General features: G+C 65.7%; 16 protein-coding genes and 3 tRNA genes. 13 read left to right on the top strand and 6 right to left on the bottom strand.

Features of this window, described 5'->3' with window-relative positions; genetic code table 11:
• Nucleotides 1-171: 171 nt before the first annotated feature.
• Together BN2156_RS15335 and BN2156_RS15330 are read right to left on the bottom strand one after the other, a co-directional pair.
• Nucleotides 172-1,422, bottom strand: a complete 1,251-nt coding sequence (locus BN2156_RS15335; RefSeq protein ID WP_090515174.1) for an MFS transporter — start codon at nucleotides 1,420-1,422, stop codon at nucleotides 172-174.
• The gene (locus BN2156_RS15330; protein ID WP_162839223.1) at nucleotides 1,419-1,895 is read right to left on the bottom strand and encodes a MarR family winged helix-turn-helix transcriptional regulator; all 477 of its coding nucleotides are present in this window, start codon (nucleotides 1,893-1,895) and stop codon (nucleotides 1,419-1,421) included. Before BN2156_RS15330 ends, BN2156_RS15335 begins: the two co-directional genes overlap by 4 nt.
• Before the next feature lie 162 nt (nucleotides 1,896-2,057).
• On the opposite strand from BN2156_RS15330, the gene BN2156_RS15325 reads away from it, so the two are divergent.
• The gene (locus BN2156_RS15325; protein ID WP_159402839.1) at nucleotides 2,058-2,492 is read left to right on the top strand and encodes a protease inhibitor I42 family protein; all 435 of its coding nucleotides are present in this window, start codon (nucleotides 2,058-2,060) and stop codon (nucleotides 2,490-2,492) included.
• A gap of 66 nt (nucleotides 2,493-2,558) precedes the next feature.
• Here the strand turns inward: BN2156_RS15325 and BN2156_RS15320 are convergent, their stop codons facing one another.
• The 4 genes from BN2156_RS15320 to BN2156_RS15305 all read right to left on the bottom strand — a co-directional run bounded on the left by BN2156_RS15320 (nucleotide 2,559) and on the right by BN2156_RS15305 (nucleotide 6,171).
• Complete coding sequence (locus BN2156_RS15320; protein ID WP_090515168.1) at nucleotides 2,559-3,269, bottom strand: crotonase/enoyl-CoA hydratase family protein; 711 nt, start codon at nucleotides 3,267-3,269, stop codon at nucleotides 2,559-2,561.
• Nucleotides 3,270-3,292: 23 nt separating this feature from the next.
• The gene (locus BN2156_RS15315) at nucleotides 3,293-4,144 is read right to left on the bottom strand and encodes a DUF8453 domain-containing protein (protein WP_090515166.1); all 852 of its coding nucleotides are present in this window, start codon (nucleotides 4,142-4,144) and stop codon (nucleotides 3,293-3,295) included.
• A gap of 72 nt (nucleotides 4,145-4,216) precedes the next feature.
• Nucleotides 4,217-5,206 carry a phospholipase effector Tle1 domain-containing protein gene (locus tag BN2156_RS15310; protein ID WP_090515164.1) on the bottom strand — a complete coding sequence of 330 codons (990 nt, stop codon included), beginning with the start codon at nucleotides 5,204-5,206 and terminating at the stop codon, nucleotides 4,217-4,219.
• 239 nt (nucleotides 5,207-5,445) lie between these two features.
• Entirely contained in the window at nucleotides 5,446-6,171 is a 726-nt protein-coding gene (locus tag BN2156_RS15305; protein ID WP_090515162.1) for an MBL fold metallo-hydrolase, read from the bottom strand.
• A 124-nt stretch (nucleotides 6,172-6,295) separates the two neighbouring features.
• Here BN2156_RS15305 and BN2156_RS15300 point away from each other — a divergent pair, with 124 nt between their 5' ends.
• The 12 genes from BN2156_RS15300 to rplK all read left to right on the top strand — a co-directional run bounded on the left by BN2156_RS15300 (nucleotide 6,296) and on the right by rplK (nucleotide 12,036).
• The gene (locus tag BN2156_RS15300; protein ID WP_090515161.1) at nucleotides 6,296-6,745 is read left to right on the top strand and encodes an RrF2 family transcriptional regulator; all 450 of its coding nucleotides are present in this window, start codon (nucleotides 6,296-6,298) and stop codon (nucleotides 6,743-6,745) included.
• Nucleotides 6,742-7,977 (top strand): globin domain-containing protein, encoded by a 1,236-nt coding sequence (locus tag BN2156_RS15295; protein ID WP_090515159.1) that lies wholly within the window; start codon nucleotides 6,742-6,744, stop codon nucleotides 7,975-7,977. The genes BN2156_RS15300 and BN2156_RS15295 overlap by 4 nt, the downstream gene beginning before the upstream one ends.
• 110 nt (nucleotides 7,978-8,087) lie before the next feature.
• Nucleotides 8,088-8,160 (top strand) — tRNA-Thr (locus tag BN2156_RS15290).
• Between the two features lie 39 nt (nucleotides 8,161-8,199).
• Nucleotides 8,200-8,273 (top strand) — tRNA-Met (locus BN2156_RS15285).
• Nucleotides 8,274-8,319: 46 nt separating this feature from the next.
• Nucleotides 8,320-8,487 (top strand): 50S ribosomal protein L33, encoded by a 168-nt coding sequence (gene rpmG, locus BN2156_RS15280; RefSeq protein ID WP_003881823.1) that lies wholly within the window; start codon nucleotides 8,320-8,322, stop codon nucleotides 8,485-8,487.
• A gap of 9 nt (nucleotides 8,488-8,496) precedes the next feature.
• On the top strand, nucleotides 8,497-8,961 hold the full coding sequence (gene hadA / locus BN2156_RS15275) for a (3R)-hydroxyacyl-ACP dehydratase subunit HadA (RefSeq protein ID WP_090515157.1): 465 nt from the start codon (nucleotides 8,497-8,499) through the stop codon (nucleotides 8,959-8,961).
• Nucleotides 8,961-9,389 carry a (3R)-hydroxyacyl-ACP dehydratase subunit HadB gene (gene hadB, locus BN2156_RS15270; RefSeq protein ID WP_090515155.1) on the top strand — a complete coding sequence of 143 codons (429 nt, stop codon included), beginning with the start codon at nucleotides 8,961-8,963 and terminating at the stop codon, nucleotides 9,387-9,389. The genes hadA and hadB overlap by 1 nt, the downstream gene beginning before the upstream one ends.
• A 13-nt stretch (nucleotides 9,390-9,402) precedes the next feature.
• Complete coding sequence (gene hadC / locus BN2156_RS15265; protein ID WP_090515153.1) at nucleotides 9,403-9,912, top strand: (3R)-hydroxyacyl-ACP dehydratase subunit HadC; 510 nt, start codon at nucleotides 9,403-9,405, stop codon at nucleotides 9,910-9,912.
• A gap of 174 nt (nucleotides 9,913-10,086) precedes the next feature.
• Nucleotides 10,087-10,159, top strand: a tRNA-Trp gene (locus BN2156_RS15260).
• Between the two features lie 70 nt (nucleotides 10,160-10,229).
• Complete coding sequence (secE, locus tag BN2156_RS15255) at nucleotides 10,230-10,694, top strand: preprotein translocase subunit SecE (protein WP_090515973.1); 465 nt, start codon at nucleotides 10,230-10,232, stop codon at nucleotides 10,692-10,694.
• Between the two features lie 27 nt (nucleotides 10,695-10,721).
• Entirely contained in the window at nucleotides 10,722-11,537 is an 816-nt protein-coding gene (nusG, locus tag BN2156_RS15250; RefSeq protein ID WP_090515152.1) for a transcription termination/antitermination protein NusG, read from the top strand.
• Between the two features lie 70 nt (nucleotides 11,538-11,607).
• Complete coding sequence (rplK, locus tag BN2156_RS15245; protein WP_003881829.1) at nucleotides 11,608-12,036, top strand: 50S ribosomal protein L11; 429 nt, start codon at nucleotides 11,608-11,610, stop codon at nucleotides 12,034-12,036.
• The last annotated feature ends 20 nt before the right edge of the window (nucleotides 12,037-12,056 follow it).

Genomic DNA, 12,056 nt, shown 5'->3' with positions numbered 1-12,056 from the left:
CGGTTACTACATGCATTTATATTTGACACGCCGGGCAGTGAGCGAATTTGCTGTCCAGTTCGGTTCAGCTTCTGGAGCGACGAGAGCAAAGTTTTGAGCGGTGTGCCTGCAGCCGATGATCGTTCGCCGGAATCGCTGCAAGTGATTTGCTGACTTGCTGCGATGCTCGAGTCAGGCCGTCACCGGATTTGGTGCCGAAAGCGCGGCGGGCCGGGCGGCCAAGGCGACCAGCAGCGTGACCGCACCCGCGATGACGAACGCCACCCGCACGTTGAACACGTCGGCCGCACCGCCCAACAGGGCCGCGGCAAACGGGCGCGAGCCGAGGAAGCCGACGAGCCACAACGCCATGATCCGGCCGCGCAGTTCCTCCGGGGCCCGCTCCTGCACGACCGTGCTCAGACCCGTCATCGCCCAGCCGAACCCCAGCCCCGCGATGGCGAAACCGGCCAGGGCCACGGCCGTCACGGTGCCCAGCGCCAGCAGGCCGGACCCGGACACCAACAGCCAGAGCCCGATCGTCGACACCTGGGCAGCGGGCATCCGTCCCCGCATCGTGGCTAGTACCACCATGCCGAGTGCCGCGCCGATGCCGAACGCCGCCGACAACGCTCCCACCAGGTGGGCACCGCCGCCGAGGTCCTCGGCCATCGACGGGGTGAGCGTGATCGAGGGATCGGAAGCGAACCCGACCGTGGTCACCGCCAGCAGCGCCAGCAGCAGCGGACGGTCCCGCCAGACGTAGGCCAGCGCCGCGCGCACCCGGTAATCGCCGTCGGGGCTGCGCTCGGGCCGGGCCGGGAAGGTGACCAGCAGCAGGAAGATCGCGAACACCATGTGTAGGCCCGCGCTGATCGCGAAGCCCGGTGCCGCTCCGAGACGAGCGGCCAGAAACGCACCGATCGCCGGGCCCAGGATGCGGCCGATGGTCATCGGAATGCTGTTGAGCGCCATCGCCGTTGGCAGTTCGCCGTCACGGATCAAGCTCGGCACCACCGACTGCATGGCCGGACCGCCGATGACGAACCCGAAGCCCACGAGTGTCGAGCCGACCAGGACCGGTATAGCCGCGGCGGTGCCCTGCAGGTCGGGGGACAGGGTCAGCCAGAGCGCGGTCGAGCCGGAGCCGATGATGCACAACACCCGGCCCCACAGGATCTGCCGCGCCGGGTTACCGACATCGGCCCACTTGCCGCTGGTCGGGCTCAGGATCAGCTGGGGGAGGAACTGTGCGACGCCGACCATGCCCACCATCACGGCCGAGCCGGTGGCCTCGAAGATGACGATGGCCGCCACGATGCCGTGCGTCCACACCGCGACGACGGAGAACATCTTGCCCCAGAACAAGGCGCCGAAGACCGGGTCGAACATGAGCCGCAGCGCGCCGCGCGGCTGCGGGCGGGCAGTGGTCTGGGCCGTCACGAACTGATCCCCCGCTCGAAATCGGAGACCAGCTGCTCCAACAGGTCGACGAGTTTGTCGACGTCGGCCTCGGGCCAGCCGGCCACGGTCTCGGCGACCATCTCGCGGCGCCGTTCGGTGACATCGGCCAGCGCCTGGCGCCCCGCCTCGGTAAGGGTGAGCACGCACCGGCGCTGATCCTCGACGTCCTGGGTTTTGGTCAGCAGGCCGGCGGTGACGACATTGGCGACGGTGCGGCTGGCGGTGGAGTGCTCGACGGCCATGTACTCGGCCACCTCGCCGACCGACGCGCTCTGCCCGGCCTTCTCCCGCTGCTCGACGGCCCGCAACACCCGCAACGTCGACAGCGACGGGACGCTGCCCGATGCGCCGATCAGCCGGCGCCGCCAACCCGGCCGCTGCCGCACGGTGTGGATGCGCACCAGGAGCTCATCGAGTTGGTTGTAGCGAGGCACTATATGTGCATAGCACATAGATATATCTGGGAGCGAATGCTCGTTCCTGCTCCGCGTTCGTAACGCCAGGGCGAAGAAATGCGCGATTCACCGCCGTGGCGTTACGAACGTGAGCGCATCGCCTGGCCTCGGGCGAGTTTGCCGTCAACCGCAGTGCCGGCCGGCCCATACGATTACTGGATGTCGGAGGGGATGGTCCGGCCCGTGCGTTGGCTGACCTCTTTACTTCTGTGCTGGCCGGTGCTGATGGCGGGTGGGTGTGCGCCGCAGCCGGACGTCATCGCAACCGACAACGACAACGGCGGTCGCGTCCAAGTCCGCAGCGGTCAGCTCTTCGACATCGTGCTCGCTGACGATTACGACCAAACCGGTTGCCAGTGGCGTAAAGACCGGAACTCCGCCCCCTCCGTCGTGGAGTACCTGGGTCAGCGTTACGAGCCTGCTCGCAAGCCGCCGGCGGGAACCGCAAATGGCACCAACACAATGCGATACCGGGCCCAGCAGACGGGAACTGCGCAGATCGGTCTGGTTGAGTCCGACAACGGCGGTCGGGTGTGCCGGCGCTATGCGGTGACTGTCACGGTGGGCTCTCCGACCAGGTGGTGGTCGTGGTGACAGTGTTCGGGTTGGTGGGGCACGTACCTGCTGGTACGACGTCGGCGTGCGTGAGCGCGAGGGCGTCTAGCCCGCGAATTCCTTTGCCAGACCATCGATCCCAGCGCGAATTGCGGTCAACGCCTCGGCGCGGGCCTTGAGCTTGCTTGCCACGTGCGCCCCGGTGTGCAGCGTCGCCGCGGCCTCGGCGGCCACCTCCTGGGCGCGGCCCAGCACCGCGTCGGCCTCGACCACCTCATCGAGCCAGCCGCCGGCGATCGCCGCATCACCGGTGAACGTCGCCGCCATGGCGATCCCGCGCTGAAAAGCCGCCCGGGTCAAGCGCATCCGCATGATCTCGATGGCCGCGATCGGCAGCGTCATCCCGATCTTCACCTCGTTGGCCTGGCATTTCGAGGTCACCGAACCGACCCGGTGATCACCGGACAGCAGCAGGAACGAGCCCATGGCGATGGCGTGCCCGGTTGCGGCCATGATCACCGGCACCGGGAAGCTCAAACACCGCACGGACAACTCGAAGCCGCCGGCGAGCATGCCGAGGGTGGCCGCGGCGTCACCGGAGGAGAACACGCTGAGGTCGAACCCGCCGCTGAACACCTTCGCATTGCCGGCCAGCACTACGGCCTTCACCTCGCCGGCCGCCGCGCTGCCTGCGGCCTGATCCAGCGCCGCGTTGATCTCGGCCTGCATCGCAGGCGACAGTGCGTTGACTTTGCCGTCGTCCATCGTGATCGTGGCCACGGCATCGTTGAGCTCGTAGCTCACCAGGCTGCTCATCGCACCGATGCTAGCGAGTGGCCTCAGGCCCGATGACGCCTGCCGGAGGTTGTTGCCGGCTTGATCAGATCGGTCTCGGGATCGTCATCGTCGTAATCGTCGTCGTCATCGTCGTGACTGGCCTCGTAGCGGTCACGCCAGCGGGCCCGCGCCTCGGCACCTAATGCGTTGATGCGGTTGATCTCGTTCCGCAGCTTCTGCTCGTCGGTCTCTTTGGCCGCGTACTGGAAATACGTCAGCACGCCGCGCAACAACTCCAGCTTCTGCTTCTCTCGCCGGGCCTGATCATGAGTGGTCAGCAGCTCCATGCGGTCCACCGGAGGCAGCGTCGCCCAATCCAGCACCGCGGTGTTGCGCAGCTTGCGGCCACTGGGCTTTCCCGGGGAGCCGGGCTCGTCGTAATAGGTGACCGCTCCGTCGAACCGGGACGCGATCGCCTCACCCAGTTGCTTGCGGTCCAGCGCCGAATCCCACACGATGCGCCACTCCTGCGACGGCGCCAGATATGGAATCTCGGCGGGCAGATTCAGCGGCACGATGTCGACGAAGTTGTCGTCGTAAGAGCTTTCGTACTTGCCGACCGTCGGCGGGTTCGCGAATTCGAACCGCAATCCGTACGCGGGCCGCTGTCCGTAATTACGGACGACCAGTTCGATCAGATGCCAATCGGCACTGCTGGGTTCCATGAACATCGACACGTTGGGCTGGGTCAGCTCGGCCTGCCGCTCCTTGGCCTTCAGATACTGCCGCCAGGCATAGATCAACGCGATGACGACGACGATGATCGCCACCCATGCTGCGAGCGCAGTCCATGCACCCGGTTCGAAACTAGCCAACTCACGCCCCCGCTCCGTGACTGAATCGATGATCCCCACCAAGTGGGTATATCACGGACTTTCAGCGGGGGCAGCGGTCCGGCTCAGCAAACTTCAGCCAAAAGCAGGGAACTATGAGGCGACGGCGGTGAGGACGTCGTGCTGAACCGTCGGAGTCACCGGCCTGTGCACCAGGCGCTCACCGCGGGCCAGCCATTCGGCATCGGCCCATTCGATACGCGCGGGCAGTCGCCGCCAATAGTGCGGATGCGAACGCAGATACACCTCGACGCTGGCGTGCACCCTGGCATCCAGCGGCGGCCGGCACCGGCCGATCGCCGGGGCGGACCCGGCCAGCGCATCGAGATCAGTGGGGCAGGCGCCGTGGTCGACCACCTGAAGACCCGCGGAGATCGCCCCGTCCAAGATCCAGTCCATCGCGATATCGGCCAGCGACCAGCACGCGCCGGTGCCGCCGGTGACGTCGCAGCGGCCTCCTCGGAACCAGACTTCGTCGAGGTGTTCGCAGTACCGCATGGTCCGGCGCCCGCCGTCCACCGCCACCGCGTGCCGGCCCGCTTGCACGGTCGGCAGCGGACCCATCCGCTGCTTGGTGCCGGGAGTGGCCGTCGCGTTCCACAGCCCGACGAACCGCACCGGAACGGCAGGGTCACGGTCGCCGACGAGTTGGGCCGCCAGCACCCTGATCTGCCGCCAGTCCTGCGGCGTGCGCGGCGTGCGGGGCAGGACGTAGGTGGCCAGCGCGTACTCCAGAACGTCTTCGGAGTGGGCCGGCAGCAGACCGACCGTGCCGAGCAGGGTGGCCAGCTCCCCGGCTCGATGCCCGCCCTCGCCGCCGCCGAACACGAAGATCCGGTCGCCGGGATCCCACGACTCTCCGAGGAATCGGTATGCCTCGACGATGGCCGCCCGCGCTTCGCTGGCGGCGTCACCACGGCGGCCCGGCGTGATTCTTCTGCCGTGCCGCATTGCCGCGCCGCTGTGATACCAGTTCAGCTGATCGGTGCCGTCCAGCAACCGAAACAGCATCTCGGTATTCGATGCGTCGCGTAGTCCGGGATGTTCATCAGTGTGGTCGAAGCACAGCACGATGTTCTTCACGGTGACCCCCGGCGGGACTGTCAACTACTGCTCGATATTGCTGACAGTTACTTTGCCGGGTCGGGGGCGCGGTGTCCTGAGTATTGCACTACTCGAATTGCGGAAAATGCCGCATAGTTCCTATTGCAACGGTTTGGTCAACGAAATCCGTGGCAGATGGCCCACTACAGGGTGCAATTGCCCCGTTGCGGCGCCGTTAATTCAGTGGATTCCGTACTCGGTCCGGCTGGAACGATTCATCAGCCGCCCATCAACATGCGCCATTGGTCGAGGTTCGACGCCCGATACACGTAGTTGCTGCGTTTGACTTCGTCGAGCGGAGCGCTCGGTTCCTCGGAGTACCAGTGCCCCGGGAAGACGGTCGGGTCTCCGGGTAGTTGCGCCAGCGCCTGCAGGCTGCGGAACATGTCGTCGACATTGCCGCCGGGAAAGTCGGTGCGCCCGCATCCGTCGAGGAACAACGTGTCCCCGGCGACCAGCCGGCCGCCCACCAGGAAGCACTGGCTGCCCGGGGTGTGGCCGGGCGTATGCAGTAGCTCGATCTGCACGTCGCCGACGGTCACCGTGTCGCCGTGCTGGTGCTCGGTCAGCTCGCTCTGCGCAATCCCGGTGACCTGGGAGACCCAGTTGGCCTCATGGGTGTTGACGTGGACCGGCACGCTCTGACGTTCCAGCAGCTCGGCGAGGCCCTTGAGGGAGAAGCCCGCCATCGTGCCGCCGACGTGGTCGGGGTGGTGATGGGTGACCAGCACACCCGCCAGGCGCATGCCGTCGTTCTCGATCACGTCGACGAGGTCGTTGGCCGCGTACGCAGGGTCGACCACCACGGCGTCGCCGGTCTCCCGGTCGCCGATGAGGTAGGAGAAGTTGCGCATCTGCTGGGCGATCACGTCTCCGGCCGCATAGTCGCGACCGGACAGCAACTGCCGGAAGTACAAGCGGTCTTGGGCCTTGGGCTCGGACATGCGTCAAGACTATTGCGGCTCAGTCCGGGTATCCGCGCAGGTCCAAAAACCGCACGTCATGACGTGTTTGAACCCACATCCATAAAACTCGCATCTGAAATGCGGAATTACTAGCGTCAGCGGTATGCACCTCACCCGGTTCACCGACCTAGGACTGCGCACGCTGATGCTGCTGTCCTCGGGTGAATCCGAGGACCGGCGCATCACCACCCGCACCATCGCCTCGGGAGCCAACGCGTCCGAGCATCACGTCGCCAAGGCGGTGTCCAAGCTCTCCGAGCTCGGCATGGTGCACGCCCGGCGGGGCCGGGTCGGGGGATTGGTGCTCACCGAAGCCGGACGCACCGCCTCGATCGGCTGGCTGGTGCGCGAACTCGAAGGCGACCGCGAGGTCATCGAATGCGGCGGGGAATCCCCGTGCCCGCTGATCGCGGCCTGTCGCCTGCGCCGTGTCCTGGCCGACGCCAAGGAGGCGTTCTACCGCGAGCTCGACCGCTACACCGTGACAGACCTGACGGCAGACACCCGCCTGCCGATTGTTTTACAACTCACAACTGAAGGGAATCTCCGATGACCGTCACCAGCCCCGAGCCGTCCGCGGTACGCGACGAACTCGAGCCGCACCACGCCGAAATCGTCTCGGCGACATTGCCTCTCATCGGTGCGCACATCGACGAGATCACTTCGGAGTTCTATCGGCGGCTGTTTGCCAACCACCCCGAGTTGCTGCGCAACCTGTTCAACCGCGGCAACCAGGCCCAGGGCGCCCAGCAGCGCGCACTGGCGGCCTCGATCGCCACGTTCGCCACCCATCTGGTCAACCCCGACCTGCCGCACCCGTCGGCCCTGCTGGCCCGCATCGGTCACAAGCACGCCTCGCTCGGCATCACCGCCGACCAGTACCCGATCGTTCACGACAACCTCTTCGCCGCGATCGTCGAGGTGCTGGGCGCAGAGACCGTGACCGCCGAGGTGGCGCAGGCCTGGGACCGGGTCTACTGGATCATGGCCGACACCCTGATCGCGCTGGAGCGCGACCTGTACGCGGGTGCCGGCGTCGAGCCCGGTGACGTGTTCCGCCGGCTGCGCGTCGTCTCCCGGGTCGACGACCCGTCCGGTGCCGTGCTGGTCACCGTCCGCGCCGCCGAGCCCGTCAAATTCGCTGCCGGACAATATGTCTCGGTCGGCGTGACGCTGCCCGACGGTGCCCGTCAGCTACGGCAGTACAGCCTCGTCGGCGCACCGGGATCCACCGATCTGACGTTTGCGGTCAAGCCCGTCGACGCCGTAGCCGACCAGCCCGCCGGCGAGGTGTCCTCCTGGATCCGCGCCAATCTGTGCGTCGGCGACCTGCTCGATGTCACGGTGCCCTTCGGCGACCTGTACAACGGCGGCCGGCCCGACGGTCCGCTGGTGCTGGTGTCGGCAGGTATCGGGATCACCCCGATGGTCGGGATCCTGGAATTCCTGGCCGCCGAGGCGCCCGACGCTCACGTCCGAGTCCTGCATGCCGACCGCGGCGACAGCGTCCATCCGCTGCGCGAGCGTCAGCACGAGCTGATCGACGCATTGCCCAACGCGAGCCTCGACCTCTGGTACGAGGACGGCGTGACCGCGGGCGCTCCGGGCGTGCATGCCGGGCTGCTCAAGCTCGACGGCATCGAACTGCCCGCTGACGCCGCGTACTACCTGTGCGGTGGGGCCGGATTCATCGAGGCGGTCCGCGCCCAACTGAGTGACCGCGGAATCGCCCACGAGCGGGTGCACTGCGAGCTGTTCGCACCCAACGATTGGCTCCTGGACTAGCCGAACAGGCAAAACAGCTCCCCGGCGGCCGCATTGACCTGCGGTTTGGTGCGGCTGCCGGGGAGGTTGTACCCTCTTTAAGGCCCCGCAGCCGCAACGCCGCGGGACAAGCCCCCTTAGCTCAGTCGGCAGAGCGTTTCCATGGTAAGGAAAAGGTCAACGGTTCGATTCCGTTAGGGGGCTCGGTGGACGCCCGGGCGGAGCCCCGCCCGCGTCGATCGGGGCGGTGTAGCTCAGCTGGTTAGAGCGCACGACTCATAATCGTGAGGTCGGGAGATCGAGCCTCCCCACCGCTACAGGAACATCAAAAGCAGAGCGTGATTTTGAGCAGGGAGAACTGACGTGGCGTCGAGTACCGACGTACGGCCGAAGATCACTTTGGCGTGCGAGGTGTGCAAGCACCGCAACTACATCACCAAGAAGAACCGCCGCAACGATCCCGACCGGCTCGAGATCAAGAAGTTCTGCCCCAACTGCGGCACCCACCAGCCGCACAAAGAGTCGCGATAGCCATTCGCTGTGGCTCTTTCGACCAGCATCGTCGGGATGCACTACCGGCATCCTGAGCACTACGAGGTCGGGCGCGAGAAGATCCGCGAGCATGCGATCGCGGTCAAGAACGACGGCGCGTTCTACCACGACGAGGCTGCCGCCGCTGAGCTCGGATACGACTCGGTGCTGGCGCCGCTGACCTTTATCTGCATTTTCGGTTACCAGGCGCAGTGGGCCTTCTTCGAGTGGGCCGAGATCGGCATTCAGGACGCTCAGATCGTCCAGGTCGACCAGGAGCTGAAGTTTCTCAAACCGGTCAAGGCCGGGGACAAGCTGTACTGCGACGTCTACGTGCATTCCGTGCGCAAGGCGCACGGCACCGACATCATCGTGACCAAGAACATCATCACCAACGACAAAGGTGAGGTGGTCCAGGAGGCCTACACGACCCTGGCCGGGCGTGCGGGTGACGGAGAAGAGGGTTTTAACTGATGGCGCTGCGCGAGTTCAGTTCGGTCAAGGTCGGCGACACGCTCCCGGAGCGGGTGATCCCGCTGACCCGTGGAGATCTGGTCAACTACGCCGGTGTGTCCGGTGACCTCAACCCGATCCACTGGGACGACGAGATCGCCAAGCAGGTCGGCCTCGACACCGCGATCGCTCACGGCATGCTCACCATGGGCCTCGGTGGCGGCTACGTCACCGAATGGGTCGGCGATCCGGCCGCCGTGACCGAGTACAACGTCCGGTTCACCGCCGTCGTGCCCGTCCCCAATGACGGTGTCGGAGCTGAGATCGTCTTCAACGGGCGCGTCAAGTCCGTCGATCCCGAAGAGAACCTGGTCACCATCGCCATCTCGGCGACCGCAGGCGGAAAGAAGATCTTCGGGCGCGCCATCGCGACCGCAAAACTGGCATAAGGAGTTCTGGGCCATGGCACTCAAGGCTGATATCCGCGGAATGGTCTGGAAGTATCCGCACCCTTTCCTGATCGGCCGCGAGCAGATCCGTCAGTACGCCAAGGCCGTCAAGGCGATGGACCCGGCCAGCCACGACGAGGCTGCCGCCGCGGAGCTCGGTCACGACACCCTGGTCGCCCCGCTCACCTTCGCTTCCACCTTGGCGCTGCTGGTGCAGGAGCACTTCTTCCAGAACGTCGACGTCGGCATGGAGACCAAGCAGATCGTTCAGGTCGACCAGAAATTCCTCTACCGCAAGCCGCTCAAGGCCGGCGATCAGCTGCACGCGGTCATGGAGATCACTTCGGTCGAGGAGCGTTTCGGCGCCGACATCGTCGTCACCCACAACGTCTGCACCGACGACAACGGTGAGGTGGTCCTGGAAGCCATCACCACGATGATGGGACACGACGCCGACGATTCCATCCAGGTGAAGTGGGATCCCGAAACCGGCAAGGTCGTGCGGAAGGCAGCCGGGGAGTAGCTGTCAAAGTGGGTGCGATTAGTGTCTGGCACCCACGCCGGGGTACACTCGGCACTCGGGGTTTTTCCCATTTCAGCGCGCTGTCCGTCGGCTTGACCATGAGCGATCGGGGAGCGCGCGAATTGTGTAAGCCTCGCGCAGTACGGTGACGAAAGCGCCAGCAGTCACCAACAGAGGGGCGTAGCTCAACTGGCAGAGCAGCGGTCTCCAAAACCGCAGGTTGCAGGTTCAAGTCCTGTCGCCCCTGCTCAAACTGAATACTCGACAACGTGTGGACACTGGAAGGTGACCACACAAACCAGGATGAAAGGCATGCGGTGAGCGACGAGCGCGAAGGTGCCGGCTCCGCAGACGACACTGGAACCGACGCTGGCACCGATACCGGGGCAACGGACACCACCCACGGTCAGACCGCGGTGGTGACCCGGCCGCTGCGCCCGACCGGCAAGCGGACCCGTCGTGGCGTGGCTGCTGAGGCCGACAGTGACGAGGCCGCCGAGGGCGACGCGTCGAGCGACGATGCCACGGCCGAAACCGGTAAGTCGAAGGCCAAGAAGAACGCGAAGGCCAAGAAGACCGGCCCGTCGCGGAACCCGATCATGTTCGTCGTCAACTACCTGCGGCAGGTCGTTGCCGAGCTCCGCAAGGTGATCTGGCCGAACCGCAAGCAGATGGTCAGCTACACCACGGTGGTGCTGGTCTTCCTGGTGTTCATGGTCGCGCTGATCTCCGGCGCCGACCTTGGACTGGCGCGGCTGGTGTCGCTGGTGTTCGGCACCTGATCTGGAATTTGAGAGAGGACTGACAACGTGACCACGTTCGACGGCGACGAGACCGTTGCCGACGAGACCGTTAACGTCGACGGCGTCGAGTCGCAGACCGATGAATCGGCCGAAGGCCAGGATGCCGTCGAGGCGACCGACACGGTCGACGAGACCGAAGCGGCGGTAGCCGAGAGCTCGGAAGAGGCGGCAGAGGCACCCGCCGCCGACGAGGACGAGGACCCGGCAGTCGCGCTCAAGAAGGAGCTGCGGCTCAAGCCCGGCGACTGGTACGTCATCCACTCCTACGCCGGCTACGAGAACAAGGTGAAAGCCAATCTCGAGACCCGCGTGCAGAACCTGGACGTCGGTGACTACATCTTCCAGGTCGAGGTGCCCACCGAAGAGGTCACCGAGATCAAGAACGGCCAGCGCAAGCAGGTCAACCGCAAGGTCCTGCCGGGCTACATCCTGGTGCGCATGGAACTCAACGACGAGTCGTGGGGCGCGGTGCGCAACACCCCCGGCGTCACCGGTTTCGTCGGCGCCACCTCGCGCCCGTCGCCGTTGTCGCTGAACGACGTGGTGAAGTTCCTGCTGCCGCAGGGCGCCGCCAAGAAGCCCGCCAAGGCCACCGCCGCCGCCGCGGCCGGTGCCAGCACCGAGGCCACCCTGGAACGTCCCGAGATCCTGGTCGATTTCGAGGTCGGCGAGTCCGTCACCGTCATGGACGGCCCGTTCGCGACGCTGCCCGCCTCGATCAGCGAGGTCAATGCCGAGCAGCAGAAGCTCAAGGTGCTGGTCTCGATCTTCGGCCGCGAGACTCCGGTCGAACTGACCTTCAACCAGGTCTCCAAGATTTAGTCGCCACAGCGGCTAGAAACAACGGGCGTTTACGCGCCCTTGGATGAGCAAGTAAAGGAACACCAGAAGCATGGCCCCGAAGAAGAAGGTCGCCGGGCTCATCAAGCTGCAGATCCAGGCCGGGCAGGCCAACCCCGCCCCGCCGGTCGGTCCTGCGCTTGGCCAGCACGGCGTCAACATCATGGAGTTCTGCAAGGCGTACAACGCCGCGACCGAGTCGCAGCGCGGAAACGTCATCCCCGTGGAGATCACTGTCTACGAGGACCGCAGCTTCACTTTCGCACTGAAGACCCCGCCCGCCGCCAAGCTGCTGCTCAAGGCAGCCGGTGTGCAGAAGGGTTCGGGCGAGCCGCACAAGACCAAGGTCGCCAAGGTGACCTGGGATCAGGTGCGCGAGATCGCTGAGACCAAGAAGGCCGATCTCAACGCCAACGACATCGACGCTGCGTCGAAGATCATCGCCGGCACCGCCCGGTCGATGGGCATCACCGTCGAATAATCGGAACGCGTGGCAGGGCT

The organism is Mycolicibacterium neworleansense, from assembly GCF_001245615.1.
Classification (GTDB): domain Bacteria; phylum Actinomycetota; class Actinomycetes; order Mycobacteriales; family Mycobacteriaceae; genus Mycobacterium; species Mycobacterium neworleansense.
Note: the sequence above shows the minus strand (reverse complement) of the source record. Positions and strands in the feature narration are given on the sequence as shown.

What these genes read in the sequence shown, in the direction of transcription:
- BN2156_RS15330 (WP_162839223.1), bottom strand. Translation starts at nt 1,895, where the DNA reads ATGTGCTATGCACATATAGTGCCTCGCTACAACCAACTCGATGAGCTC.
- BN2156_RS15325 (WP_159402839.1), top strand. Translation starts at nt 2,058, where the DNA reads ATGTCGGAGGGGATGGTCCGGCCCGTGCGTTGGCTGACCTCTTTACTT.
- BN2156_RS15320 (WP_090515168.1), bottom strand. Translation starts at nt 3,269, where the DNA reads ATGAGCAGCCTGGTGAGCTACGAGCTCAACGATGCCGTGGCCACGATC.
- BN2156_RS15305 (WP_090515162.1), bottom strand. Translation starts at nt 6,171, where the DNA reads ATGTCCGAGCCCAAGGCCCAAGACCGCTTGTACTTCCGGCAGTTGCTG.
- BN2156_RS15300 (WP_090515161.1), top strand. Translation starts at nt 6,296, where the DNA reads ATGCACCTCACCCGGTTCACCGACCTAGGACTGCGCACGCTGATGCTG.
- BN2156_RS15295 (WP_090515159.1), top strand. Translation starts at nt 6,742, where the DNA reads ATGACCGTCACCAGCCCCGAGCCGTCCGCGGTACGCGACGAACTCGAG.
- hadB (WP_090515155.1), top strand. Translation starts at nt 8,961, where the DNA reads ATGGCGCTGCGCGAGTTCAGTTCGGTCAAGGTCGGCGACACGCTCCCG.
- hadC (WP_090515153.1), top strand. Translation starts at nt 9,403, where the DNA reads ATGGCACTCAAGGCTGATATCCGCGGAATGGTCTGGAAGTATCCGCAC.
- rplK (WP_003881829.1), top strand. Translation starts at nt 11,608, where the DNA reads ATGGCCCCGAAGAAGAAGGTCGCCGGGCTCATCAAGCTGCAGATCCAG.